Annotated in this window: 27 protein-coding genes; 13 read left to right on the top strand and 14 right to left on the bottom strand. The window is 44.9% G+C overall.

What is annotated here, in order from left to right:
• Positions 1 to 27: 27 nt before the first annotated feature.
• The 3 genes from R7M72_RS05150 to R7M72_RS05140 are packed head-to-tail and all read right to left on the bottom strand — an operon-like array spanning position 28 to position 2,083.
• Positions 28 to 858 carry a hypothetical protein gene (locus tag R7M72_RS05150; protein WP_171342396.1) on the bottom strand — a complete coding sequence of 277 codons (831 nt, stop codon included), beginning with the start codon at positions 856 to 858 and terminating at the stop codon, positions 28 to 30.
• Positions 858 to 1,715, bottom strand: coding sequence for an ABC transporter ATP-binding protein (locus tag R7M72_RS05145; protein ID WP_005383221.1), 858 nt, complete (start codon positions 1,713 to 1,715; stop codon positions 858 to 860). The genes R7M72_RS05150 and R7M72_RS05145 overlap by 1 nt, the downstream gene beginning before the upstream one ends.
• Entirely contained in the window at positions 1,712 to 2,083 is a 372-nt protein-coding gene (locus R7M72_RS05140; protein WP_005374444.1) for a GntR family transcriptional regulator, read from the bottom strand. Before R7M72_RS05140 ends, R7M72_RS05145 begins: the two co-directional genes overlap by 4 nt.
• A gap of 413 nt (positions 2,084 to 2,496) precedes the next feature.
• Between R7M72_RS05140 and gltS the strand changes: the two genes are divergently transcribed.
• Positions 2,497 to 3,723, top strand: a complete 1,227-nt coding sequence (gene gltS / locus R7M72_RS05135) for a sodium/glutamate symporter (protein WP_025768732.1) — start codon at positions 2,497 to 2,499, stop codon at positions 3,721 to 3,723.
• A 154-nt stretch (positions 3,724 to 3,877) separates the two neighbouring features.
• Positions 3,878 to 4,744, top strand: a complete 867-nt coding sequence (locus tag R7M72_RS05130) for a hypothetical protein (RefSeq protein ID WP_025768733.1) — start codon at positions 3,878 to 3,880, stop codon at positions 4,742 to 4,744.
• A 91-nt stretch (positions 4,745 to 4,835) separates the two neighbouring features.
• Here the strand turns inward: R7M72_RS05130 and nagB are convergent, their stop codons facing one another.
• Positions 4,836 to 5,636: a glucosamine-6-phosphate deaminase gene (gene nagB / locus R7M72_RS05125; protein WP_005374441.1), complete on the bottom strand. Its 801-nt coding sequence runs from the start codon at positions 5,634 to 5,636 to the stop codon at positions 4,836 to 4,838.
• Between the two features lie 374 nt (positions 5,637 to 6,010).
• Between nagB and R7M72_RS05120 the strand changes: the two genes are divergently transcribed.
• Positions 6,011 to 6,262 carry a DUF3081 domain-containing protein gene (locus tag R7M72_RS05120; RefSeq protein ID WP_005374440.1) on the top strand — a complete coding sequence of 84 codons (252 nt, stop codon included), beginning with the start codon at positions 6,011 to 6,013 and terminating at the stop codon, positions 6,260 to 6,262.
• 147 nt (positions 6,263 to 6,409) lie between these two features.
• Here the strand turns inward: R7M72_RS05120 and R7M72_RS05115 are convergent, their stop codons facing one another.
• Positions 6,410 to 6,763 carry a DUF413 domain-containing protein gene (locus tag R7M72_RS05115; protein ID WP_005374439.1) on the bottom strand — a complete coding sequence of 118 codons (354 nt, stop codon included), beginning with the start codon at positions 6,761 to 6,763 and terminating at the stop codon, positions 6,410 to 6,412.
• 149 nt (positions 6,764 to 6,912) lie between these two features.
• On the opposite strand from R7M72_RS05115, the gene R7M72_RS05110 reads away from it, so the two are divergent.
• Entirely contained in the window at positions 6,913 to 7,806 is an 894-nt protein-coding gene (locus tag R7M72_RS05110; RefSeq protein ID WP_005374436.1) for a LysR family transcriptional regulator, read from the top strand.
• An 81-nt stretch (positions 7,807 to 7,887) separates the two neighbouring features.
• On the opposite strand, the gene R7M72_RS05105 is transcribed toward R7M72_RS05110, so the two are convergent.
• The 3 genes from R7M72_RS05105 to R7M72_RS05095 all read right to left on the bottom strand — a co-directional run bounded on the left by R7M72_RS05105 (position 7,888) and on the right by R7M72_RS05095 (position 9,565).
• On the bottom strand, positions 7,888 to 8,583 hold the full coding sequence (locus R7M72_RS05105; RefSeq protein ID WP_005383228.1) for a pirin family protein: 696 nt from the start codon (positions 8,581 to 8,583) through the stop codon (positions 7,888 to 7,890).
• Between the two features lie 9 nt (positions 8,584 to 8,592).
• Complete coding sequence (locus R7M72_RS05100) at positions 8,593 to 9,036, bottom strand: DoxX family protein (RefSeq protein ID WP_005374434.1); 444 nt, start codon at positions 9,034 to 9,036, stop codon at positions 8,593 to 8,595.
• Positions 9,037 to 9,361: 325 nt separating this feature from the next.
• Entirely contained in the window at positions 9,362 to 9,565 is a 204-nt protein-coding gene (locus R7M72_RS05095) for a hypothetical protein (protein WP_017633816.1), read from the bottom strand.
• Positions 9,566 to 9,759: 194 nt separating this feature from the next.
• Here R7M72_RS05095 and R7M72_RS05090 point away from each other — a divergent pair, with 194 nt between their 5' ends.
• From R7M72_RS05090 to R7M72_RS05080, 3 genes are all read left to right on the top strand, one after another.
• On the top strand, positions 9,760 to 11,127 hold the full coding sequence (locus R7M72_RS05090) for an AlkA N-terminal domain-containing protein (protein WP_064354445.1): 1,368 nt from the start codon (positions 9,760 to 9,762) through the stop codon (positions 11,125 to 11,127).
• Positions 11,124 to 11,606 carry a methylated-DNA--[protein]-cysteine S-methyltransferase gene (locus tag R7M72_RS05085; protein ID WP_005374431.1) on the top strand — a complete coding sequence of 161 codons (483 nt, stop codon included), beginning with the start codon at positions 11,124 to 11,126 and terminating at the stop codon, positions 11,604 to 11,606. The genes R7M72_RS05090 and R7M72_RS05085 overlap by 4 nt, the downstream gene beginning before the upstream one ends.
• Before the next feature lie 100 nt (positions 11,607 to 11,706).
• Positions 11,707 to 12,525 carry a hypothetical protein gene (locus tag R7M72_RS05080; RefSeq protein WP_258676295.1) on the top strand — a complete coding sequence of 273 codons (819 nt, stop codon included), beginning with the start codon at positions 11,707 to 11,709 and terminating at the stop codon, positions 12,523 to 12,525.
• Between the two features lie 72 nt (positions 12,526 to 12,597).
• Here the strand turns inward: R7M72_RS05080 and R7M72_RS05075 are convergent, their stop codons facing one another.
• On the bottom strand, positions 12,598 to 13,206 hold the full coding sequence (locus R7M72_RS05075; RefSeq protein ID WP_005374427.1) for a YitT family protein: 609 nt from the start codon (positions 13,204 to 13,206) through the stop codon (positions 12,598 to 12,600).
• A gap of 201 nt (positions 13,207 to 13,407) precedes the next feature.
• On the opposite strand from R7M72_RS05075, the gene R7M72_RS05070 reads away from it, so the two are divergent.
• Entirely contained in the window at positions 13,408 to 13,803 is a 396-nt protein-coding gene (locus R7M72_RS05070; protein ID WP_222712179.1) for a GFA family protein, read from the top strand.
• 37 nt (positions 13,804 to 13,840) lie between these two features.
• Here the strand turns inward: R7M72_RS05070 and nhaD are convergent, their stop codons facing one another.
• Together nhaD and R7M72_RS05060 are read right to left on the bottom strand one after the other, a co-directional pair.
• Positions 13,841 to 15,271 (bottom strand): sodium:proton antiporter NhaD, encoded by a 1,431-nt coding sequence (gene nhaD, locus R7M72_RS05065; protein WP_315957361.1) that lies wholly within the window; start codon positions 15,269 to 15,271, stop codon positions 13,841 to 13,843.
• Positions 15,272 to 15,691: 420 nt separating this feature from the next.
• Complete coding sequence (locus R7M72_RS05060) at positions 15,692 to 16,717, bottom strand: acyltransferase (RefSeq protein WP_315957362.1); 1,026 nt, start codon at positions 16,715 to 16,717, stop codon at positions 15,692 to 15,694.
• A 250-nt stretch (positions 16,718 to 16,967) separates the two neighbouring features.
• Here R7M72_RS05060 and R7M72_RS05055 point away from each other — a divergent pair, with 250 nt between their 5' ends.
• Together R7M72_RS05055 and R7M72_RS05050 are read left to right on the top strand one after the other, a co-directional pair.
• A complete protein-coding gene (locus tag R7M72_RS05055; RefSeq protein WP_005374416.1) occupies positions 16,968 to 17,558 on the top strand; it encodes a TetR/AcrR family transcriptional regulator in 591 nt (196 codons plus the stop codon).
• Positions 17,559 to 17,686: 128 nt separating this feature from the next.
• The gene (locus tag R7M72_RS05050; RefSeq protein WP_017633823.1) at positions 17,687 to 18,544 is read left to right on the top strand and encodes an alpha/beta hydrolase; all 858 of its coding nucleotides are present in this window, start codon (positions 17,687 to 17,689) and stop codon (positions 18,542 to 18,544) included.
• A 168-nt stretch (positions 18,545 to 18,712) separates the two neighbouring features.
• Here the strand turns inward: R7M72_RS05050 and R7M72_RS05045 are convergent, their stop codons facing one another.
• Both R7M72_RS05045 and R7M72_RS05040 read right to left on the bottom strand, forming a co-directional pair.
• The gene (locus R7M72_RS05045; RefSeq protein ID WP_169628493.1) at positions 18,713 to 21,259 is read right to left on the bottom strand and encodes a glycosyl hydrolase family 18 protein; all 2,547 of its coding nucleotides are present in this window, start codon (positions 21,257 to 21,259) and stop codon (positions 18,713 to 18,715) included.
• A 369-nt stretch (positions 21,260 to 21,628) separates the two neighbouring features.
• Entirely contained in the window at positions 21,629 to 22,132 is a 504-nt protein-coding gene (locus tag R7M72_RS05040) for a DUF2850 domain-containing protein (protein ID WP_005374408.1), read from the bottom strand.
• 328 nt (positions 22,133 to 22,460) lie between these two features.
• Between R7M72_RS05040 and R7M72_RS05035 the strand changes: the two genes are divergently transcribed.
• Complete coding sequence (locus R7M72_RS05035; protein WP_005383244.1) at positions 22,461 to 22,745, top strand: pyrimidine/purine nucleoside phosphorylase; 285 nt, start codon at positions 22,461 to 22,463, stop codon at positions 22,743 to 22,745.
• Positions 22,746 to 22,877: 132 nt separating this feature from the next.
• Positions 22,878 to 23,159, top strand: a complete 282-nt coding sequence (locus R7M72_RS05030; protein ID WP_005374405.1) for a hypothetical protein — start codon at positions 22,878 to 22,880, stop codon at positions 23,157 to 23,159.
• A 3-nt stretch (positions 23,160 to 23,162) separates the two neighbouring features.
• On the opposite strand, the gene R7M72_RS05025 is transcribed toward R7M72_RS05030, so the two are convergent.
• A complete protein-coding gene (locus R7M72_RS05025) occupies positions 23,163 to 24,311 on the bottom strand; it encodes a GGDEF domain-containing protein (protein WP_318056080.1) in 1,149 nt (382 codons plus the stop codon).
• Between the two features lie 506 nt (positions 24,312 to 24,817).
• On the opposite strand from R7M72_RS05025, the gene R7M72_RS05020 reads away from it, so the two are divergent.
• Positions 24,818 to 26,158 (top strand): MATE family efflux transporter, encoded by a 1,341-nt coding sequence (locus tag R7M72_RS05020; RefSeq protein ID WP_065275588.1) that lies wholly within the window; start codon positions 24,818 to 24,820, stop codon positions 26,156 to 26,158.
• Positions 26,159 to 26,196: the final 38 nt, after the last annotated feature.

Raw genomic sequence — 26,196 nt, 5'->3', positions numbered from 1 at the left:
TGGTTTGGTCGTTTATTGAACGAAGCATTATTGGATAGTTCGGCTGAACTTGAGGCTAGCTGTCCAACCAAGAATACCAATGAAGGCGTAAATGCCAACGTTTAACCAACCCGCTTGAGGAATGGCATTGAATGGGTTTGGTGTAATAATGGCGTGCAGCGGAAGGTAAAGCACTTCGGAGAAAAACTGATCTAGCCCGTAGAAACCAAAAAGTGCGATAGGCATCCAACGCAGCGCATAAATGGCGATAAACAAAATGACCAGTGGTGAGTTCACTTTTTGTGAAATAGCCATCGCAGTTAATGCCAGCGGTAACAGCAGAATACCGGTGAACAACATTCTGATTAAAAACTCTCCCCAATGCAGCAGCACGTAACCTAACGAGGCTTGGCGGTACAATAAAGCCAATTGGTGATCAGTAGAGATGTTCAGCAACCACAACATTAAATTTGCAGCGAGTACGAGCACCGAGCAGACAAGCGGAATCACCAATAAGCCAAATCCTAGCTTCACTAAATGGGTTTTTATGTCACTGACAGGCATACTGCGCCAAAACATAATGCTGCCTTCCGCCCGTTCTTTGCGTAGCGTTCTTGGGAAGTACTGAACGGCTAACAAGATAGACAGCAGCCCTGCTCCTCCGGAAATCAACATATTGACGTCATCACCAAGCTCTTTGTGAATGTCACTGACATCGCCACCAAAGCTCATTTGGAAAAACATATTGTGTTGTAGAGTATCGTTACTCATTAAACTCACAAAGAGAATAACTCCACACGCCAACACAAACAGTGGAATACGTAAAACAAGAGGGTTTTCTAACCACTCTTTTTGCAACATCGCGACAACTGAACGCATTACGCTGCCTCCTTCTGCAATGCTAAAAATAGATCCGCTAACTTCACCCCATGGATGGAACCCATTGTTTCTGCTTGTTGGGCATACTGGGCTTTGAGTAACCATTTCGTTGAACCGAGGCCTTTTTGTGACGAGAGTGGGTTCATCGCTTCAATTTGTGTGCGGTGCTCGTCGTTGGCTTCAAGAATGAAATAGTCTTCACTGATACTGTCCATCGAGGTTTGCAGAACGGGGCGACCATGCTTAAGAATCAGAACATCTGTCAGCAAGTGCTCAATCTCTGATACTTCATGACTGGCGATGATCAACACGCGCTCGCCGTCGTGAAACCATTCCAATAAGTGACGATAAAACGTCTCGCGATACACGAGATCTAACCCGAGTGTCGGTTCATCCAATATGAGGATTTGGGTGTTGGTCGCGATCACAATCGCGAGGTGTAATTGCACCTTCATCCCTTTGGATAAAGATTTGATGCGCGCACGAGGTTTGATGTCCGTTTGACGAAGTAGCGTATCTGCTTGGGCGCGATTGAACCCTGGATGCACGCCCTCGGTATAGTTAAGCAGTTGAGCAACGGTCATCCAATCTGGCAGAACGTTGACATCCGAGATGTAGGATAAGCTCTGCATTATCTTGTCGCGTTGCATAATAGGTTCAAATCCGTTGATACGAATAGTGCCCTGATATTCATGTGCACCGAGTAGGGCATTAATAAGCGTTGATTTACCTGCGCCATTATGGCCGAGTAAGCCAAGTACTTGTCCTGCATGTAGGTCGAAACTCACTTCATGCAGTGCTTCTCCTTGTTGCTGATATTGCTTGGAGACGTTGTTTACACTGACTAATGCGCTCATTGGTCACCTTTCAAGTGTGGTTTTAGTTGTTGAATGAATTCGTCGAGTGACATATCCAGACGCTGTATTGTGTCGGCTATCTGCGGAATTTGTTGCTGAAGAAAACGTGCCTTCTCGTCTGCGAGTAATTTGAGCTTTGCTCCTGAAGCGACAAACATACCTTGACCGCGTTTTTTCTCCACTAGCCCGTCATCAACAAGCAATTGATAGCCTTTCATAACGGTGAGGTGGTTAATTTTCATATCTGCAGAGATGCTACGGACGGAGGGCAGAGCATCGCCTTCTTGCCAGACACCTTGCAGTATTTGCTGCGTGATCTGGTCTGCCAACTGTCGAAATATCGGTTGGCGATCATGCCAATTAGTCATGAGTGAATCTCTTGGTTGAGATGGTGTTATATATATGTATAACACCTAGTGCATTAGAGAGAAAGTAATAATTTAAAACCTAGTGTATCCGCCTGTCTCATTCGCTCTAAATATCCACCTATGTGGTCGTTGTTTTGAGGTTTTGTTTTATATGGAAATTAATTGCTTCTCATAAGTTGAGAAGTGTTGTTTTTCTCTTCCCATCAATACACTTATCACCTGTTCTAAATGAATATTCTCACTGAATGATAATTAGCATAATTTTAGGTCTGCCTATTTCTTACTTGATGAGAATTGATGGTCAAAGAGGCCTAGAAAACAAAAGTTTCGAGAGGCAATCTGACTGGCTTAGGCACCTATCTCACGTTGAGCGCGTGCTCAATGAATGAGAAAGAGTAGAGTAAAGAGGTCTCATGAATCAGGTAATATCTATCGGCCCACAGGAGTCGTTCCTCGTCGCAATTTGCGTGTTGTTTTTAGGGCAGTTCATCAATACCAAGTTACCAACCTTAAAAAAATTTAATATTCCAGAGCCAATTGTTGGTGGTCTAGTGGTCGCTTGCGTCATCACGACGATGCACTTAAACGGTGTGGATGTTTCCTTTGATTTACCACTGCAAAACGTCTTTATGCTGATGTTTTTTGCAACCGTTGGCTTAGCGGCAAATTACACCCAACTGATTAAAGGCGGTGCGAAGGTTTTCATCTTCCTAGTTGTGGCATCGGTCTACATTCTTATCCAAAATGCGGTCGGCGTGTCCTTAGCAACAGCGTTGGGGTTAGATCCACTCATGGGGTTGATCGCCGGATCCATTACGCTTTCTGGCGGACATGGAACTGGAGCTGCGTGGTCGCAAACTTTTCAAGAAATGTATGGTTTGCATAATGTTCTAGAGGTGGCAATGGCTTCTGCTACATTTGGCTTGGTGATGGGAGGGATTATTGGCAGCCCTGTTGCACAAAAGCTACTAAACAAACACAACTTGGAATCGGAATACGGACGCACCAATCAAAGTCATCAGAGTTTCCCTGAACTGGTGACGTACAACGAACATGAGGAAGATCGTGTCACAGCGAAAAGAGTCGTTGAAAGCTTGTCCATCATTCTACTTTGCGTGACAGGCGCGAAGTATCTCGAGAGTTGGGTAAGCAGTTTTGACATCAAGTGGTTAATGATTCCCGATTTTGTTTATGCGCTGTTTATTGGTGTTGTTATCACTAACATCATGGAAGTGACGAAGGCGCGCAAGGTTGATTTAGAAACCGTTGATATTCTTGGCACGGTTGCACTATCTCTATTTCTTGCCATGGCCTTGATGAGTTTGAAATTGTGGAATATTTTCGATCTTGCGATCCCATTCCTTATTATTCTTGCTATTCAGTCGGCAGTGTTGGCGATGTTCACTTACTACGTAACATTCCGCATGATGGGAGGCAACTACGATGCGGCGGTGATCGCTAGCGGACACTGCGGTTTTGGGTTAGGTGCTACACCGACTGCAGTCATGAATATGGGCTCCATCGTGAGTCGATATGGTCCATCACCACAAGCATTTATGGTGGTTCCAATTGTCGGTGCATTCTTCATCGACATTGTGAATTTAGTGATTTTGCAAGGATGCATCGCTTTTATTAAATAACATTCGCTTTTTTACCGAAATAACAAAGCCAGCACCTATACGCTGGCTTTGCTATTTGTAACACGAAATCTTGTTTGCCTGACTTCAAGCCGTGAAATCAATGCGTTACTATGACGACATAGTGTTCAATTTTGCAGCAGCATGAGGTACCCACATGTCTGAAAAAATATCGACGTCGGCATTAGCGAAAATGCGCAAGGTAGAAGCTAAGCTGCTGTTTGCCGATCTCAAACGTGCAGGCTACATCGTTCGCCAAGATGAAAAGTGGATTTTGACCGAAGAAGGGGCAAAGTTTGGCGGTGAGTATGTGGATCACCCTAAATTTGGCCAGTTCATCGTCTGGCCGACCAACTTACATATTGAGCTGACTCCCAGCTCAGGGAAAACATTGAGCGCGACACAACTGGGTGAAAAGCTGAAATTGAATGCGAAGCGCATGAACCAGCTTTTGAGTGAACTGGGTTGGTTGACCAAATCCGAAGAGGGATGGAGTGTCACAGAAGCTGGTGTGCGCGCTGGTGGGCAGCAAAGAACCGATAAAGAAACACAAAATACCTTTGTCGTATGGCACGATGTGGTGCTGCGTAACAAGCGTCTTAAGCAGTCTGTCATTGAGTTTTTAGGGCAAGACGCGGAGTCACATTCTACGGATAAATCGTACTCAAGCTTTCGCCAAAAATTTGAAGCCAAGCACCGAACATTAGATGGGCATTACGTACGCTCTAAGGGTGAGTTGCTCATTGACAACTGGCTGTACTTGGCTGGTGTAGTGCACGCTTATGAGCGTCAGCTGCCGATTGACCAAGATGTCACTAGCGATTTTTACTTACCAGGCGGTAAAGTCTATTTGCAATTTTGGGGAAGTGACGATGGGGAGATGGCTCAGGCCGACCGTGAGACCATTCGTACTGTTTATAAGCAGCATCATTTCAACCTTATCGAAGTCGAACCGAGTGAACTAGACAAGTTGGATGAAGTGCTTCCTAAGCGTCTTCGTCAGTTTGGTATTAAAGCTTATTAACGACTTAAGCCCCGCTGTTCAGATAAGAAAAAACCCGTGTTCAACACGGGTTTTGTATTTTTAGTGTGTTTCTAGGCTGCCATCCTATGGGTTAAAAGCCTTTGATGTTTTCTGCTTCTAGCTCAGAGAAGTACTTCACTGTCTTCACTTTCAGTTCTTGTTGAGCTGGTTCGTCGCATACGATCACCGCTTTAGGGTGAAGCTGAAGTGCAGAAACTGTCCATAGATGGTTTACACAACCTTCCACGGCTGCTTCAAGTGCCTGAGCTTTGTTATGACCAGTGACCAAGATCATCACTTCTTCTGAGTCTAGAAGCGTACCAACACCGATAGTCAGCGCGTATTTAGGCACTTGGTTGATATCGCCGTCAAAGAAGCGAGAGTTCGCAATGCGAGTGTCTTCAGTGAGGGTCTTGATGCGAGTACGAGAAGAAAGAGATGACGCTGGCTCGTTGAACGCGATGTGACCGTCGTTACCCACGCCGCCCATGAACAGGTTGATCTTGCCGTAAGACTTAATTTTGTCTTCGTAACGCTTACATTCTGCGTCGTGATCGTCTGTGTTACCGTTCAGTAGGTTGATATTTTCTTCTTGAATATCAATGTGATTAAAGAAGTTGTTGTACATGAACGAGCGGTAAGATTCTGGGTGATCCGCAGGGATGCCAATGTACTCATCCATGTTAAAAGTCACGACGTTTTTGAAGCTGACTTCGCCGGCTTGGTAAAGCTCGATTAGGGCTTTGTAGGTTGCTAGAGGAGTGCCACCAGTTGGTAGACCCAGAACGAATGGACGCTCAGCAGTAGGTTTAAAGTCGTTGATACGCTTAGCGATATGCGCAGCTGCCCACTTACCTACTTGTGCTGCTCGAGTTAACGGGATAAGTCTCATTTTGTGCCCCTAGTTATTGGAATTGACGATGTACTGAAACATTAATTCGCATTATAAAATAAGTAATGGCGAACTGCTATTGTTTTAGGTCAAAATTTTGCTTTTTCTTTAACCAATGTTGGTTTTGTCGACGATTTTTATATCTAAATGCTTTTATAAGACGATTTTTTACAAAGAAATTGCATTATGAAACTGACGAATCAATAGATAAAATTTATGATCTAAATTAAGTTCTGCCTTCGTACTTAACCTTGTTTTTTAACAACCTACAGAGTGCGAAATCGCACACGAACTTCAAATATTATGGGTTAGATATGGCATGGCGCTCATTCTTTAACCATAATTGAAATGTGTAAACCAGTGAGGAATTCGGTATGAAAAATGAGTTAGATCCGAGCAAAGTACTACAGGCTTACGAATGTGTGATGAACAACGGTACGCCAACCGAATTTGGTAAAATGTATGAAGGTGTAGAAGCGTTTTCTGACTACGATGGGTACAACGTTTTCTTGAGAGGGAATGGTGTTGAGCTAAAAATTGGCTTCCACAACACCTATCACTTGGAATATGACCAAGAGCATTTGAAAGAGAGCTTTCTGAAAAAGATTGCGACGCTCGCCAAGTAAACGGTCATCACCCAAATATTAAAAAAGCCCTTGGGAGAACGCCCCCTTGGGCTTTAGGAGAAGAAATGAACTTGTCTTGCTCGCTCAGTAAAGTCAAACGAGCTTTCGCCTACTACTAGAAAAAGGCGAGAACTAGGTTATTGGTTATTAATCGTCTTCAACCAAACTCTCTTCAATGTATTCTTCTGTGGCGTCAGGCTTGTTACGACCATTTAGCGTATGGAAGCGCTTGCGACCACGAGCAAGTTGGGTGTACTTTAGCCACGTACGCTCAAGTTTTGTTTTTGCTTTGCCCGGGTTTTCTAACACCTTGATGAAGTGTTTCTCTTCGCTGTTTTCAGGTGTTAATTCGCCTGACTCTAAGCCAAGCATTGTATCCCCATAAATTGTTAGGATTTCCTCTTCTGAAAGAGTAAAATCGCCAGACTTTGCAAAGCCGCGTGGGAATTTTACGTTATCGTAAAAACGTTTTTTGCCATGACGGAATTCAGTGTCAGACATGTCAACAGCCTCTGTAACCGTTATTGATGAATGTAGTGAACTTACGGCGAAAATTAGGCTTAAATCTAACAAAAGAAAAACAAAACTTTTTTGTCGTCATGATTTTAATTAGTTGTTAATCTGGTTTTATATTAACCAGGAGATGGTTTATGGATGTAAAAGTCTTTCGAACATTTTTAGAGCTGGCAAGAGTTCGTCACTTCGGACGTGCTGCTGAGAACCTTTATATTACCCAAGCCGCTGTGAGCGCACGTATCAAACAATTGGAAAGTTACTTCGATACGCAATTGTTTATTCGTGATCGAAATAACATAAAGTTGACCTCTGCAGGTGAGCGCTTAATCAGCTATGCCGAGGTAATGGTCACTACATTGCAACAAGCGAAGCTAGAATTATCGCTTGAAGATGGCAAAGCGCTGCAACTAACGTTAGGTGGCACGCCAAACATTTGGGACGCTTATTTACAGAATTGTTTAAGTGTCGTCACAGATTCGTTTGGTGGTTATGGCTTCATGGCAGAAGTGATGGGACGTGAGATGCTCAGTCGTAGCTTGCTAGAGCGCACGTTAGATATGGCATTTGCGTTCGATCAGATCAAAGCTGATGAGCTTAACTGTAAAAAAGTGGCAGATGTTGTTCTCGTTCTGGTATCAACTGAGAAAGATTCTTTAGATACCGTTTTCGAAAACAAATATGTGTACGTTGACTGGGGGACGCGTTTCTCCTCGGAGCATTCTGAACGTCACCCTAAGATTCCGGCTCCATATTTACGCACTTCAACAGCGCGTATCGCATTGGACTTTATTTTAGAGAAGGGTGGAGCCGCGTACTTACCAATCTCTCTCGTGGAGCCATTTATCGCTAATGGGCAGCTTCACAAGGTGTCTGGAGTAGAAGATTGGTGTCGCCCTATCTATTTGAGCTATCGTAAAGCTAGCTCGTCTGTAGACGCAATTAAGCAAGTGGAAGAAATTGTCAAAGAGATCGATCCACTGACCGCTTACAGTTTTCAGCAAATTGGTTCTGGCACTTCCGACGAATAGCGTTGAATGAAAAGTCAGAAAAACGAAAAAGCCGCCTTGAGAAATCAAGGCGGCTTTGTTTTTATCTCGATGAATCGATAGTTATGGTAAGTCAAACAACAGGGCTGTTGTGCTTTCGTTTGATGTATTGCGCAAAACAACCTTACTCTGGTGTTCAATCTTCGCGCCGTCGCCAGCCGTCAAAGTGGTATTGTCGACACTAAGGCTCCCAGTCACTTGATGGATGAATAGATTTCGGCCCGACTCAATCTCAAAGTTTAGTTCGCTACTTGGCTCAAGAATTAACTGATGCAAAGTTGCATCTTGCTTAATAAGTAGCGTGCCGTTTTCTCCAGTTGGAGTTGCGATAGTCGTTAACCCAGGATTGCGACCAAAATCTTTTTGCTGATAACCTGGTTTGGTTCCAAATGTGTTCGGTTGAATCCAAATCTGTAGAAACCGCAGCGTATCTTGGTTCGATGCATTGTACTCACTGTGGTAAATCCCTTTCCCTGCCGACATGAGTTGGAATTCACCTGCAGGTAGTGTTTTGACGTTACCTTCACTGTCTTTGTGTGCGATAACACCTTCCAACACATAGCTGATGATCTCCATATCACGGTGGCCATGTGTATCAAAACCCGCGCCAGGCTTGACTACATCGTCATTAATGACTCTCAGCTCAGAAAAGCCCATATGTTGAGGATCGTAGTAGCTACCAAAAGAAAACGTATGTTTGCTATCAAGCCAGCCAAAGTTTGCTCGACCTCGGTCTGCTGCATGTCTTACCGTAATCATAAGGCCTCCTTAAGAGAGCTTTTTGTTTAAAAAGTTATCTAACGCTGCTTTACCTGCGCCAGAGAACGCCAGGGAAACGCTTGCTGCCAGTAATGCTAAGCCAAACTCGTAACCGTTGTTTGCCATGAATAGGCCATTTTCAAAGTGGACAGAGAATATCGCTACCACCATCGTGAACGCCAAAGCAACCGCTGCTGGTCGAGTTAGCAGACCAAGTAAAATGAACAAGCCGCCAAAGAACTCTGCGCTGCCCGCAAGTAACGCCATGAGCACGCCAGGACCTAAACCGATAGATGCCATCCACTGACCTGTGCCTTCTAGCCCGTAGCCACCAAACCAGCCAAATAGTTTTTGTGCGCCGTGCGCCATAAAGATAATGCCGATTGGAACGCGAAGTGATAGTGCGCTGTAACCTGCGTTTGACGTGGTAATTTTCTGTAATAGTGCTTTCATGATTCTGTCCTCTGACTCTTTTCAATGAGTGGGAAGCGTGTGCTCCCGTGCTGTTGAGAACAGTTTAGGTAGAGGCGAACATAAAAATAACGGGAGGATTTTGATAAACTCGTTCTAAAAAATTGAATAGTTGGTTTTTATTTATTTAAATCAATGCCTTGATTTTTATATTCGAGTGTTTATTTGCAGATTATTGTCTGTTTTAAATCAAGGTCTGTCATTATTTTCGATAAACATTTTTTCTGTTAAACAAAAAAAGAGCACATGTACTGTGCTCTATTGCTTTCGCTTTTAACAAGGGAGAAAGGTGTGTTAAAGAAAACCGTCAGAGGTTCATTAAGCTCTCTAATGACTCCTCTACATTGTTGTAGTGATAAGTTCGAATATTACGTCCATCCGTCGCATTAATCTGAATTTCTGAGATCTCGTTATCTGAGTCTCGTTCGATAATTCCAATAGAATGATCTACGGATTTACTGGTAATAACCTTTTGGTTTCTTAATACAATTACGCAAGTATGTAAGTCCATGCCAATTCCCTTTAGCCGACGTTGTTGTGATGTTCTGGATCTAACTTTAGTGTACAAAAGCGCTAATGCCAATAAATCTCAATATTGAGTTCCGAAAATGGCTAATTGTGGGCGCTTAAGCAAGCTACAATAACACTATATTGAACGATGCCTATGAACAATAAATGACAAAAGGCATGAGCAAGGAAAGCACTATGTTTATTCACCCCCATACCTCACTGACCTTCGAGCAGTGTCACAAGGCGCGAGTCGCGCGAGACAGTCGTTTTGATGGGCGATTTTATGTGGCGGTAAAAACAACGGGAATCTTTTGTCGTCCGATTTGCCCGGCAAATTTGCCTAAAGAAGAAAATGTTGAGTATTTCGCTGATAAGACGCAAGCCCTTCAAGCAGGGTATCGTCCGTGTTTACGCTGTCGACCTGATAGCGCGCCTGGATCTTGGGCATGGAAAGGTGTCGAGACGACCTTTCAACGAGCGATTTCGTTAATTGATAGAGGGGAGTTGCATCACCATTCGGTGTCTGAGTTGGCTGAGCGTGTTGGGATTTCTGACCGTTACTTACGTATGTTGTTTGAGCAGTATTTAGGTATGTCACCCAAGCAGTATGCGCAATATCAGCAATTAATGTTCGCCAAACAGTTGCTTCACTCCAGCTCTATGTCGGTCACCGACGTGGGGTTTGCGTCAGGTTTTAACAGTACGCGCCGCTTTAACGATGCTTTTCAAAAGTTTCTCAAACTAACGCCTTCTCAAGTACGCCGTAAAGAGTTTGATGGTGCGGGTTGCAATCGAATTGCCTTACCTTATCGAGGTGAGTTGAATTGGTCGCACATGTTGGACTTCTATCGTTTGCGAGCGGTTGAGGGAGTTGAGCTGGTGAGTGATGAGAGTTATCAGCGCAACGTTTTTTTGGATGACAGCAAAGCCTGGTTTAAAGCGACAAAAGGTGAAGGATACTTAGAACTGGTGTTTGAAATTGAAGACGTAACGAAGCTGCAAAACTTGGTGTCTGACATTCGTCGTATGTTCGATCTTGACGCTGATATTTGTACTGTTGAGCAGCATTTGGAGTATGTTGCGCCTGGGCTCGTGTCGAGTAAAGGTATTCGTATTCCTGGTGTATGGAGTGCATGGGAAGCAGGGGTTAGAGCGATTTTAGGCCAGCAAGTGTCGGTTAAAGCTGCGATTGGTCAACTTAACTTATTGGTGGCCACACTTAGTGGAGAGTCAGAAAAACGTTTTTTCCCGACTCCCAGTGATATTGCGAACTCCGACGTGAGCTTTTTGCGCATGCCGCAAAGCCGTAAAGAGACGCTAGTGCGCTTCGCCCAGTTTATGCAGGACAACTCAGAAGCTGACCCCCAGCAGTGGCTAACTTTGAAAGGCATTGGACCTTGGACCGTCAGTTATGCTCAACTGCGAGGGCAATCTCAACCCGATTGCTTTCTAGATAAAGACTTAGTGGTGAAAAAGGCGATGCAGCGTTACCCATCACTGAATACGCACACTGCGGCCCCTTGGGGAAGCTACGCGACGTTTCACTTATGGAATCAATCATGAAAACATTTTATACCGAAATGCCGAGTCCACTAGGAACGGTGACTATCCAATCGAACGCTGAGGGCTTACTTGGCATTTGGTTTGAAACATGCACCACTAAGCCGAGTGAGCTGGGAGTGCGAGACGAGCAGCATCCGGTTTTGCGCCAAGCTGTCACCCAACTGGATGAATACTTTGCTGGTCTGCGCAACGAATTCGACTTGCCCCTTGCAGCGACAGGCACTGATTTTCAAAATCAAGTTTGGCAGGCACTAACGACCATTCCATATGGGGAAACGTGGAGCTATCAAGATCTTGCGAATGCGATAGGTAACCCTAAAGCTGTGCGTGCTGTTGGGTTAGCAAATGGGAAGAATCCGATTTCTATCGTGGTGCCTTGTCATCGCGTTATTGGCAAAAGCGGAAAACTGACTGGGTATGCAGGTGGAGTGGAGCGCAAGCAACGTTTGCTCGCGTTGGAGCAAGGTACACCGCTTTAAGTGAGGCGATTCTCATATTGGGATTAAGCGTGCTACACAGGGGGAACGATAGTGTAGAGTTTCATATTCGTTATACGAACAGAAAAAGGACAATAAGGACATGCCTTTCAAAACGGATTTTGATGCCTTCATGAGTGAGTGTTGGCAGCATCACGAGGAAAATCCCGAACAAGTTTATGCTCAGCTAGAAACGGCTCTGAGCGAGGTGGAAGACGTTACCCAAATCGAGCGAATATTCGCATTGATGCTGCATACCGCTATTGGGCATCTCCAGTGCCCAGAACAGTTTCTTACTTGCTTAGATCACTTTGATGAACGCAAGGTTGCCGAGAGTTTGGCATTTCAACGCAGTATTGCCGTTGCGCGCTATTTCGTAGATGGCACTGACAATATGGAATTATTGGAAGAGCAAGAACAACGCCGAGTTTACGCTTTGATTTCGAATGAACTTTCTGCACTTGTTCAGCTTGAACTGGCGAGTCAATGGTTGGTGAAGGCAGCGTTAGGAATGACGCCGAACGATGCAGAAGGGCCATTAGCGCGCGCTATCGCGATCACTGCGAACAACTTAGCATGTCAGTACGAAGCGCTGGCTGAGCGCACGTGCATGGAAAAATCGAAGATGTTAGAAGCAGCGACACTCGCGCTAGACTATTGGAAAGTGGCAGGGGGGTGGATGCAAGAAGAGCGCGCAGAGTATCGCTTAGCGATGAGCTTGCTTAAAGCGGATAAACCGCAAGAAGCCAAAGTGCATGCTGAGCGCTGTGAGGCTATTTGTCAGCAAAATGGTAGCGACGCGTTTGAGCTGTTCCACGCACATGACTTGTTGATGCAAGTACACTTCCATCTTAGCCAGAAATATAAAGCTAAATTGGATGAAGAGATGCAGCAGCACTGCAAAACGAGCTCGTTGACGTGATCTTAGCGTTGAATGAAAAAAGCCCCGAGCGACTGGCTGGGGGCTTTAAGGTTGTTGACTATGCAGCGATGATTATGCTGCTTGCGCTTTTGCTTGGTATCGTCCTGGTTTATGGTTCATCGCCAAAATCAAGTTCGTTGCGATGGCACCTAGAACAGATAGAGCGATAAGGTGCACATCTACAATGAACAGTGACATAACCACGATGGCACAATCTAACGCCATTTGAACTTTACCCGCTCGAACTCCAAAACGTTCCTGAAGGTACAACGCTAGAATGTTAAAGCCACCCAAACTCATTTTGTGACGGAAAATTACCAACATACCGATTCCAATCAGCCCACCACCCAAAAGTGCCGCATAGAAAGGTTCGATTCGTGAAATCTCAATCACATGATGCAGATGATCGACCGCAAAAGAGACAATCGAAACCGCAATAAAGGTATTGATAGTGAAGCGCCAACCCATGCGCATCACAGATAAAATATAAAAAGGGAGGTTAAGAGCGAAAAATATCTGACCAAAACTGAAGTCACTCACTTTGGTTAGGAAGATCGCCAAGCCAGCCGTACCGCCAGTGAGCAATCCTACTTTGCTAAAAAATATCACTCCAAGTGACACTAACGCACTGCCGAGCGTCAGAGCCAAGAGGTTCTCTCTTAGGCTATGATCTTTGTCCATAAATTAATTTCCTTGGTTTAAAAAACGCGCCGGAGATAACACGTCTCACGGACGCGATAGACAGTCGCCAAAATAGCAACTAACAAATCGGCAAATAAAATGTCGCGAAAAGTGATGGATGTCGAGTTTTTGGACGAGATTATGATGATATTAACCTGTTTAACATAATGTACACAGATAGAAAAACAACAAGGAAAAGTTATGATTAATAAAGTTGGCAACACCCAAATCAGCACATTACATCGACTGAGTTGTCACTGTGGAAAAGTTGAGCTGGAACTGGCGTTACCCAATGGTATTGAGAAGCCGAGACGGTGTGACTGTTCTATGTGTCGACGTCGTGGCGCGATTGTAGCATCTGTACCTTTGAACGGTATTCGTATTGTGCAAGGCGAAGACGTCTTGAAGCAGTATCAATTTAATACACACACTGCGAAGCACTTTTTCTGTGGCGAGTGCGGTATTTATACGCACCATCAGCGTCGTTCTGACCCGAGTGAGTATGGCTATAATGTCGGCTGCTTAGAGGGCGTCAACCCATATGAGTTGGGAGCGATTGAAGTGATGGATGGTGTTAACCATCCATCCGACCGTTAGGTTACATTGCAAGTTAAGTGACTAATTCTAGGTGTTTTTAAGTAAATAAACCGCTATTCATCCACAAGTGTACCGCAATACTGGCGGCATAACCCAAGGCGATGACGGGAGCCCACTTTAAGTGGCCAAAGAAGGTGTATTGTCCACGCGCGGCTCCCATTAAAGCGACGCCTGCCGCGGAGCCAATGGAAAGCAAACTGCCACCGACACCTGCGGTTAATGTGACCAGTAGCCAGTTGCCCATCGACATGCTTGGTTCCATGGTCAGTACAGCAAACATAACCGGAATGTTATCGACGATTGCAGATAGGACACCAACCATTACATTTGCCCAGACTGGGTTCCATTGCGTGTACATGACGTTTGAAACCAGTTCGAGGTAGCCAAGTAAACTTAAACCGCCAACACACATTACAACACCGTAGAAGAACAACAAGGTGTCCCATTCAGCTCGAGACACACGATGAAACACATCAAACGGAACCACTGAGCCTAAGCGCTTCAATGCCTGATCATCGCCATTGGCAATTGCCATAGCTGCTTTTTTTGCGAGTGAGTGTTTGAGAGTTTGGCGCAAAAAATATCCGAAAAACTGTAAGTACGCCAAGCCCATCATCATGCCCATAACGGGTGGGAAGTGCAGCACAGCATGGAAAGAGACTGCGGTGGCAATCGTCAAAATGAACAACGCGACAATACGCCTTGCCCCGCGTTTTAGCTCAACGTGTTGGTGAATCGTATTCGGTTTTGTGTTTGGAGCAAAAAGTGACATCAAAAATGCGGGAACCAAGTAGTTCACTAATGACGGTACAAACAACGGAATGAACTCAGCAAAGCTGACATGACCGGCCTGCCACACCATCAGGGTTGTAATATCACCAAATGGGCTGAATGCACCGCCAGCGTTGGCTGCGATAACAATGTTGATACAAGCAAGATTGACGAACTTAGGATTATCACCAGAGACTTTCATCACTACAGCGCACATCAAAAGGGCCGTAGTTAAGTTATCGGCAATCGGTGAAATGACAAAAGCGAGAAACCCCGTCAGCCAGAACAACTTTTTGAATCCAAAACCTTTACCAACCATCCACGCCTGTAAGGCATCGAAGAGTTTGCGTTCTTCCATTGCGTTGATGTAAGTCATCGCCACGAGCAAAAACAGCAGCAACTCGGCATATTCCAACAAGTTGTGCTCTAGTGCGGATTTGGCGATTTCAGGCTGGTTGTGCTGAGCAAAGGTGTAGCCAATCAGAATCCAAATTAACCCTGCAGCGAGCAGCACTGGCTTGGATTTTCTCATTTTCAGATACTCTTCCAACATAACCAGTATGTAAGCGATCGAAAAGATAATCAGAGCCGCGTAACCGACACCAGAATTAACAAGATTCAGTTCATTGGTTGATACAGCAAAGGTGGCGCTAGAGAACAACAAACAGCAGAAAGCCACAATTGGATAGATTGGCATAGACATTTCTCCTTTGTCTGGTTGGAGAAATATTAGCCACAAATGAATGAGTTAGTTGTGAGAGAGCTCGAATTAACAGTAGGAGTTAGGAAATGATAGTGTGCGCCACTATTTCCTGAGTGACGCAATGCTTGCTGCGCCGAATAAAACCGCAGCGGCATATAAACCGTAAGTTAACCAGTGACTAATCTCTAAAAAAGGAACGAGTCCTTGACCTGCCCACATACAGCCTCCGTTTAATGAGCAATGTTGTAATAGTCGAGCCAATTTAAAGGAAATGAACAATGTTTTTTGTGAGTGAAAGCAAATTCTGAAGGATTAGAAAGTCAAAAATTGGTCAGTGAGAGAGAAATCTCATTTTTAACTGGCTAGCTCTAACCCTTTTGAGTTAAAGCTAGCTATATCTAGAGCTGAATGCATTTAGCGTAGGAGCCATTTTTTCAACGGTGAAGCGTCGATTGCTTTCACAAGCAGTATGGTTGCAACAATCGTTGCAGGATAAATAAACACATCTTTCGCGAGGTGTTGCAGCCCGATAAATCCAGCGACATTCATCATGACAATTATGATAAGCAGATGGCTAACATATATTCCTAACACGCTAGGAGATAGTTTGAAGACCCAAGGCATGTCGCCAAAATGAGGGTGAGCCAAAAGCCACATAAAGACACCTACAGCCCAGATAACGGTACCGAATAGGAAGTCGTGCGAGTTGAAAGCGATGTCATGTTGCATCAGCCAGTAAGCTTCACCAAAATGCAGTGCCATGCCAAGAATAATGCATCGAACCGTATTGTTTCTCGACCACCGCCACTGCGCTTCTCGTGCGGAATAACCTAGAGCAACTAGCAACGTGCTGAAAAAAGGCCCGTTACGAGTAAAGAAAGGCGCTGGCAGGTCGGTAATGGTCGCGTAACTGCCAGCAAAGACCCCGTATATGTATAGCAATACTGCGGTTGGCAGTATCAGTTGCGCCATATTGATATGCACGAGAAAGGCAATTAACGCTACGGCAATGACCAGAGCCGGAATAAACCATAGATGAACGAGTCCGCCTTCGATGAGTGAATTGATCGGGGTTGACATTAAGTACCCCCAATAACCTTGCCTTTCGGCGAGATACCCTGCCTCAGCGACCGTCTGCCATTGGAATGGCATCAGTAAACTGATCATGCTCCAAATGAGCCAAACCTTCATTAACGGTTTGGCGTAGTTCTTAAGAGTATCAATAGGTGAGTGACTCAACTTCGGCTGGATTAGATAACCCGAGATGAGAAAGAACAGCGGAACAGCAAAACGAGCCAGTTGGTTGAGCATATAGCCAACCCATGGTATCCCATTCCACTGCCAGTAAGTCAGTGCCATCTGGCAATGCAAACCCACAATCGCAAGCATCGCAATGATACGTGCAAACTCTAAGCTGGCTATTTTTTGTTTCTTTGCCATTACATTGTTTACCTAAATAAAAAACTTAGGTGAAAATAGCAGGTTGTTACTGAAGTAATACGTGAAAAAGTCAACAGACTTGCGCTTACATTGAAGCTGTTTTGAAAATTAAGACTTACTTCAAACTTCTTAATTATTAACCTATTAACGCAATCAATACCTGATTCGTGAGTCGAAAATAGCACTGAATAATGGTTAGACCAGTTAACTCGAGATTGCAAAAAAGAACGATCGTGCTAAAAATAAGATTATGCAAAAAGGAAAAGTGACAAAAGAGTTTATTCTGCAGCGGGCTTTTGAGATCGCCAGCGAAGACGGATTAGAAAGTCTTACGATTGGAGAGTTAGCCAAGCAATGCGGTATGTCGAAAAGTGGTCTGTTTGCCCACTTTAATTCGAAGTTGAATTTACAGCTATCGGTGCTTGATCACGCCAATAAAGTGTTCGCTGATCGGGTTATTGAGCCTGCTCGAGAACTCGGGGATGGCAATATCGAGCGTAAAATTCGAGGGTTGCTCGACTCTTGGATGACTTGGAATCACGCATTCCAAGGAAGTTGTATGTTTCTTGACGCTTGGAATGATACGGCAGATAAAGATTGCCCGCTTCAGGCCGGACTGCGTAAATCCATAGACACTTGGCTGAGTTATTTGGAGATCCAAATAGCGAAAGGCAAAGAGAAGCAAGAATTTGCAGCAGACTTAGATACACGCCAAGCAACGTTTGATTTGTACGGTCTCTATTTGAGTGCGCATGTTTTTTACTCAATTAAAGGTGAGCAAGAAAGCTTGCGTCTGTTTTGGCAAGGGATCGACAACTTATTTTCTCGCTGGAAAGGCTAATATCGGTTATTCGCTTCCCAGATTCGTAGACATAAAATCACAAAGAGCGGCTGAGTTCGCTCTTTCTTATCAGCGTAAAAAGCACGACCGTTCTATTTTGTGCAAAGCTGATAGTTAAGGACATGATTATGAGTGAAAAAATTTACTTTAATACATCGCAACGTTTCAGTATTAAGCGCAGTTTGGTGAACATTAGTACTCGGTTACACCATACACTGGCCCCGTCACATGCAAAGAAGACCGCGCGCAAGCTTCTTCTGACACCTGCTCGTACGCAACCTAAAAATATTGAACCTCAAGGGCTTATCAAAGGTGAAATTAAAGGGCATGCAGGCATCATCAAAACCTATACTTTGGGATCTGGACCTATTTGGGTGCTAACTCATGGTTGGTCTGGAACGGCAAGTCAGTTTTATCCACTGATGGAACATATTGCGTCGAAAGGGTTTACTGCTTTGGCGTACGATCATCCGGCACATGGTGAGAGTGAGGGGCAGTATGGGCACATTCCGGGGTTTGTCAGAGGATTAGAAGATGTGTTGGATACGGTCGAGGATATTGTTGGCCTAGTTGGGCACAGCATGGGCACCGCTTCTGCTCTTGAGTGTAGGCACAGTAAGTTAGAAAACAAGCCTTTGCTGCTTATTGCTCCGGTATTAAATTACGTAGAGAACTTATTCGGTAGCATTGCACGTTCCGGTTACTCGATGAAGCTTTTTAATGCTGTGGTTTCAGAAGTTGAAGACCAATTTGGTTATCCGTTACAGTCCATTGATCCGATGAAGCGTTTGTCTGAGCGTCCGTCTCACACCATTATTATTCATGATGAGCAAGACAAGTTCACCAAATACAGTGTCTCGGCAAAAGCGGCTGAAGAGATTAAAAACGTTGAGTTAGTGACAACACAAGGTCAGGGGCATGGTCGAGTGATGAAGTGTGAGCAAGTCTTCAGTAGTTTTGACCGTTTGCTCGATAGTGCTTGGTAACCCTTACTTTTACTGATTGATTCGCTCCGTTTTGCGCTAATTCGGTTTGAAAGTAACACCTCAGACTTTTTCGTCTCTGGTGTTGCTCTCCTCGTTAAGAGGTTAAATCCAAAAAGGACAGCCGAAGCTGTCCTTTGTTTATTTAGCAGAACGTCTGCAAGGCTGAAATTAGTTACAGTTAGCTACGCCAACTTCTTTCCAAACGCCCCATTCGCCAGATTGGCTAGGATCGTCACCCTGAGTCCACCATTTCGCTTCCCACGTTTTACCTGCGTGAGTCACTTGGTTACCACCTGTGTACACTGCGCTCGCATCCCATGCGTTGTCACAAGTACCAGGGTTCGGATCGGTTGTGTGCTGTGCAACAACCACTGTCGCGCTTGCCGATGAAGACGCTTTACCGTCGCTCACACTTACAGTGAAGCTTAAGCTTGTGTCTTGCGGGTATTCCGCAGCAGTGAACGTGACTTTAGAGCCTTCAACCGTTGCATTCAGACCTTGAGGTATAGTCCAGTTGAATGTCAGGGTATCGTTGTCTGCATCGCTAGACGCAGATGCATCTACAACCACAACGTCACCAGCGTTTGCTGTTGCTGGAGCAACAACTTGCGCTACTGGCGCGTTGTTCACTGGGTCAACCACACCTGCTGGCTTCACAGTTACTACAACAAGGTCAGATGCCGTTGCACCTTCATTGTCAGACACCGTCAGCTTGAAAGTTAATTGCTCTTCAACAGTAACTTCTGCTGCATCAAAGCTTGCTTTCGCTGTGTTTGCACCTGTTAGTACCACTGCTGTGCCAGATACTTGTTCCCAAGCGTAGCTTGCGATGGTGCCGTCAGAGTCTTTTGACAGGCTGCCATCTAGAACCACATTTGCAGGACCTGTTACCGATTGATCTGCGCCAGCGGCTGCGGTTGGTTTACGGTTTGGTTGAGGAACCACACCACCAGCCATACCTTCGTGCATCGCGTTTAGAATGTCACCGTTATCCGCGTCAATTTCCCAAGAGAATAGACCAGCAAGACCAAGAGACTTCGCGTAGCTACCTTTTGCTAGCACTGAACGGTGGTCATCAAATGTGATCAACTCGCCCGTAGTACGGTTCCATACCCATGGTGCTTCTGCTTGTGCATCGTAGCCGTACTCGAAGCCGTTAATGCCAGTGTTGTTTGCACCTAACATGAATGACTTAATGCCTTTGTAGTCAATTACGCCATCTTCCCAAACACCTTGTGCTGTGCTGCCCTTCAGTTTACCTGTAGCAGTACCTGTCATTGGGTCGTTTGGATCGGTTAGCGTATCTGGAGTTACGCCTTCCCAGCCACGACCGTACATTGCTGTACCAAGTACTAGCTTGTTCGCAGGAACGCCTTGAGCAAGAAGAAGTTGGATGCCGTTATCTGCTGTGTAAGCAGGACCTTTGTACGGTTCGCCGTTCTCATCAACGCCACTACCGTCACACTGACCAGGACGCATGAATGAACCACAGTAAAGCGCAGTCTGGTGACCAGGAACGTTATTCCAACCGCCGTAGAAGTCGTAAGTCATTGCGAAGATGTAATCCATGTACTGAACTGCATCTGCGTAGTCTACGTCTTCAATCTTGTCGTAACCGACACCGATAGCGGACGTTAGCTCGTAAGTACGGCCTGTCTCAGCTTCTAATTCATCAAGCATTACGCGCAGTTCACGCATCAGTGCGATGTATGCTGGGCCATCGTTTACAGGGTCGCCCTTATCGGCTGCTGCACCGCCGCCGCCAGGGAATTCCCAGTCGATATCAACACCGTCGTAGAATTTCCAAGTTTTCAGGAACTTCTTAACTGATGCGACGAATGTGTCTCGGTTTTTCTTGTCCACGAAATCGAAGAATGGGTCAGACAGTGTCCAACCACCGATCGATGGGATGATTTTTAGATCAGGGTTACGTTGTTTCAATGCCATTAGCATTGCGTAGTTACCCTTGATAGGCGTGCTGTATTCATGACCAGCTTGTGGGAAGCTCTTCTGATAAGCAGCCCAAGGGTCATGGATAACGACTTCATAATCAGGCACACCTGTACAAGCAGTTTGTAGCGCGTTGAAACTGTTGCCGCCAACAGACTTCACAGACTCATTTGGGCCACAAATTGGGATAAAACCGTAAAGGATGTGAGTCAAGTTGTCGACCGGCATATTATCGACGGTGTAGTCACGGCCATAGATGCCCCATTCAACAAAATACGTACCCATCACGACGCTTGGATCGGTATTGTAGGTTTTGTTGTTTGGATCAACATTCATCGTTAGTGGCTTCAGGTGAGAACCATCGGTATCTGCAATCGTGATTTCAGCTGGTGCGCTTTTCGCACAACCTGTCGCATCACATGCTTCGATTTCCATTTGGTATAAGCCACCTTGGCCGTATTCAAACGAAGCTGTCGTTTGGCTACCAGTGATAGGGCCGCTTGCTACTTTTACACCATCAAAATAGACGTTGTAAGTGTCACCAGGTGTGCCACTCCACTGGTTAAATTTAACAGTAATCTTCGCTTGCTCGTGGTATTTCACCATGTCGTAGTAGCCTGACGTGGTTTCCATCGCGAGTTCAATTTTAGAAAACTGAAGGTTGTTGGAACCGTACATATCGATACTTGGTGCGGTTGGAGCCGCAACTGCAGCGCCTGATAGCGCTAAAGCAACTCCAGCTGCACATAGGTTAAATCGAATCATAACTTCTCTCTCAATCCTTGGATTCATGTTCTACCTAGAACATAGGCTGCTCTTGCACCAGATAAGATGATTGGATTTACTCCACGTGCAAAAGCATCACACTCAGCATTTCAGAGAGTTTTTTTTCGTCAAAAAAAATTAAGACGGTTTTCGAGGCACTTGAGAGAACTTAACTAAAACTCGCACTCTGTTACACAGAAAGTGTCAGACTGAGTCAATAATTTATAAAATCTCAGCAGAAACTAAAATTATTGTTTACTCAGTAACGAGTTAGTTAAATGCGATGAAGGCCTTATTTTGTTGTTTATTAAGGTTTTGTTTCATTGATATAGAAAGAGAATTGAAAGGAAAAATAGCCGTGAAGACGTATTAGTCACGGCTGAAGTGTTCACTCAACGCGGCGCGACGTTTAGAGGCTGCACCGGTTTCTGAGCCCTGAACGGTATGCTCAAATCCTTTACGAATGAATCGCTGATCTGGAATAAGAGGCTCAATACGGCGTATTTGAGGTGAAAGATGAGAGCCCGAGATCTGATACGCTGTCTTTCCTAATCCGGTATTCAACGTGATGACCTTGCCATCGAATTCAAATTCCGTCGTAATAAGTCGATGGTTTCGGTATACCCCATCTTCAGTGAAAACGAGACGTTCTGTTTGGTAGGGTGGCGCGCCAATCTCAATCCATTCGCCGTACACCTTTTCCGGATCAATGTGGTCTTGATAGGAGAGGTGGATTTGATAGCCAAAAAACGTCAACAGACCCATCCCGAAGCAGACAAATGTACTCTTGAGGATTTTGGATTGGTGGCGAGCCAAAAATGAAAGTTTTGGTTCTTGTCGTGCTTTTCGCCTTCGGCGAGTCGAGTCCGTCATAGATCTAATTTTCTCCACTTTTTTAACATGGTGGAAACCTTCCTTTTTAAAAACAAACAATCCCGCCATTGAGACGACGAAACTATGATCTAATGTCCACTTTTACATTCAGATACACATCTTATTGATGGTTTTGTTGTTTGCTCACATTCATTACTTCGCAGTTTTTCTTGATCGGTTTAGGTCGCCTGATTAATCCTCGTGAAAAGAGGTTCTCGCTCAGTAGCAAAGGATGTGCGTTATTACGTTGAGTTTAATGGCTTTCAAAGCTTGAGTAACGGAAAGAAACAAGGTAAAAAAGAGCGGACTTTTGATAAGGAAACCAATAATGAATATTAAGGAAAATAGCTATTTTGCTGGTAGTGTAAAATCACTGGGCTTTAACCAGAAAGATCAGGATGTTAGCGTTGGTGTGATGCTTCCTGGTGAGTACACGTTTGGTACTCAAGCACCAGAGCGTATGACGGTTGTAAAAGGTGCGCTTGTGGTCAAGCGTGTTGGCGAGAGCGATTGGACGACTTATCAAAGTGGTGAGTTTTTTGAAGTGGAAGGTAATTCTTCATTTGAGCTTCAAGTGAAAGAAGCGACTGCGTATTTATGTGAGTACTTCTAGCGTTCATTTGTTGCTCGTCATAAAACCACCTTCGGGTGGTTTTTTCGTCTATGTGCTTCACTTATAACGCATCTTTTTGGTTATTTGGGTATATACTTAATAAAAATGTACCCATCGACCAGGGAGGAAGTGATGGCAGTACAACGCAAGCATTCTGATCTCCCTCCTCGTTACGAGGACAAAGATCTCACCAATGAGCAAAGACAGCGCTTTACCGAAGTTGCCAATGCCGCTCATAAGAGACGTGAATTTTATCGACGTGCTCTAGGAAAGAGCTTAATGGGCAAAATGAAGGGCCGTGCGTTTAAAGATCACCCCACTCGTCAGCAAGACAAGCCGAACAGAACGTTGCAAGTAGTGTGGTTAATCGTATTCCTCGTTGTGGGGCTTTGGGTGATGCATGTGTTCGCTTAGTCATTAGCAAGCTTCTGGTACCGCTGGTGCATCAGATGTTGACTGTTCTTCCGTATTGCAGTGCTCATAAAAGGCGTACTGGTTTTTACCAGTATGTTTAGCTGCGTACATTGCTTTATCTGCACATCGAGTCAATTCAGACAAATCCTTTGCATCTTGCTTATAGATAGCAGCACCTACACTCATTGTTAACTCGTTAATCATATCGTAGCTTCGGTAACCTGTCGGAAACAGATTCACGATCCGTTTTAGGATGCTGTCGAGGTCATCTTTACTTTTTACATCGTAAAGCATGATTACAAACTCGTCGCCCGCAAATCGAGCGATGGAGTAGTCGTGTTTATCGGTTTTTCTGTCTTTGTTGCGAATGTTATTTTTTAATCGAGTTGCGAAGGCTTGAAGTACTTGGTCACCAATATCGTGCCCGTAGGTGTCGTTGATGTGCTTGAAGTTATCGATATCGAGAAAGACCAATGCGGTGATGCTGTCATCAGATGAGTGCTTGATTTTATCGAGCTTTGCGCGCGCCCAAGTCTCAAAGCTCCAGCGATTGGCAAGCCCAGTGAGCTGGTCAAAATATGCTAACTCCTCAATCCCCTCACGATACAGTGTTTGAATGTAATTGAGGACTTTCGTGTAGTAATACGAGAACGTGTGACACACAAACGCGGTCGCTATCAGGGTCAGCATCAATCTCCGCTCTATGATTTCTGTGGCTGTTGGCAGTCGATCTAAAAAAGCGACCCCAAAAAAGATCAGTAAAATGTAGGTGCCACTGAACAGCAGACCGACCTTAAACTCATTAATTAATACCAGAGTGGCGACAATAGGATATAGCCATAGCACCTTGCCTGACGGAGCGTCGTTATACAGAAGTAACAATAACCCTTCGAACATTAAGACAGCACTTAGCCATAAGTCGGCGTATTGATGGTGCCGCTGGACTTTTATTACATAACTGATTGCTAAGCATGCCAAGGCACACAAAGCATGGAAAAAGCTTAAGCCCCAGTTATTCTCAAGTGATTGAGCAATGGAACCATAAGTTAAACAGGCAGCGGCGATACTGGAGCATAAAAAGACAATTTTCTTTTTTCTTGTTGAGCGGATGTCCGCCATTTCTTCTAAGCGCGCCCCAGCCAATGTCGACATTACGTATCCTTGCTTAATTAACGTGTACGCTTATTCTAGGCGGTATTTTCGCGATAAATAGAACAACAAAGTTTCCAAATGTGATATCAGTCATTTTTAGTGCAAAGCCATCAGTGTGATTTGGTGCGAGTGTTCAAAGAGGAATGGTAGCGCATGCAGGTTTTCATGACGGTTCTTCATGGCTCTATATGGTTGGACTGATAACTCAAAGTAATGTATCTAGTTAGACGCATTACTATTGATTATCCTGATTCTGTTCGGTGCTTGTTGATTGAGAGTATTGTTCACCAATCTCTGCTCTACTTATCGTTAAGGCATATGTCGTTTCGAAAAGGCATTAGAAATATTTTTCCGAAACAGGGCGAAATATTGTTGTCGTTATGACCAATATGCGACTAGAATCCGCGCTAAATCACAACCTCATATCGAGCTTCGTTCGAGTCACTATTTTTAAACTGCTTCACAAAATTGTGAGGCAGTTTTTAGTTGTAGGAAAGGTTACAAGCATGCCTAAAAGCCAAAACATCAACCAACGAATGTCCATCGTGGCATTAGCTTGGCCAATTCTTGTCGAAATTTTGCTACGGACGGCTTTAGGAACCAGTGACGTGTTCATGCTGAGTGGCTACTCAGACAAAGCCGTATCCGCTGTTGGTGTGATCACGCAGATTACCTTCTTTTTAATCATCGTTTCGACGTTTGTCAGTAGCGGTACGGGGATTTTGATTGCCCAATACAATGGCGCTGGACGCGAGCAAGAGTCAGTGAGCGTTGGTGTTGCGAGTATTGCGTTGTCTGTGCTCGTCGGTGTGCTATTGAGTGTGATTGCCGTGCTTGGTGCGATATACCTACTCCCGTATTACGGCTTGGAAGCGCAAGTCGAGCAGTACGCTCATGAATATCTGCTGATAAGCGGTGCGATGACGTTTAACGTTACGATTGGCGTTGTTTTTACAACTATTCTGCGTAGTCATGGTTATTCACGTTCCCCAATGGTGGTGAATTTGATCTCGGGTGTGTTCAACATCATTGGTAACTATATTGCGCTTTACCAGCCATTTGGTTTACCTGTGTATGGTGTGCAAGGCGTGGCAATAGCAACCGTCGTCAGCCAAATCATCGGTACGTTAATGTTATGGTTTATTCTCGCTCGCAGTAGCATTGAACTACCAATGTCGACTATGAAACAAGTACCGGCAGAGATTTACAAAAAGATCTTAAAAATCGGCGGTATGAACGCGGGTGAAGTGCTGTCTTACAACGTGGCGCAAATCTGCATTGTGTACTTTGTGGTGCAAATGGGGACGGCATCGTTGGCGGCTTTCACTTATGCACAAAACATTGCCCGTTTCTCGTTTGCTTTCGCGTTGGCAATTGGTCAGGCAGCGCAAATTCAGACCGGTTACTACATCGGTAAAGGTTGGGTGAGTAGCATTTTAAAACGCGTACAAATCTACTTCTTAGTGGGGTTTGTGGCATCAACGGCGGCAACCACACTGATTTACCTGTTTAGAGAAGAGATTCTGCGCGTATTTACCGATCAACCAGAGATACTCGCATTGGCAGGTTCGTTAGTCATGGGCTCAATTTTGCTCGAGGCCGGACGTGTGTTTAACCTGATTTTTATCGCGGGGCTCAAAGGCGCGGGTGACATCAAGTTCCCAGTGCAAATGGGGATTTTGAGTATGTGGGGATTAGGCGTGCTTTTCTCTTACATCTTTGGCATCCACTTGGGTTATGGCGTTTTAGGGGCTTGGATGGCAATCGCACTCGATGAATGGGTACGTGGTATCATCATGGCAAGGCGTTGGCGCTCTCAGGTGTGGACCAAGTTTAAGGTGAGCTAACGGTTTTCGGTATCGCGCATCACGCTTATTCTGGTGTT

The organism is Vibrio sp. YT-18 (genome assembly GCF_033337345.1).
Taxonomy (GTDB): domain Bacteria; phylum Pseudomonadota; class Gammaproteobacteria; order Enterobacterales; family Vibrionaceae; genus Vibrio; species Vibrio alginolyticus.
The sequence above is the reverse complement of the archived record's forward strand: the minus strand, read 5'-3'. Positions and strand labels throughout refer to the sequence as shown.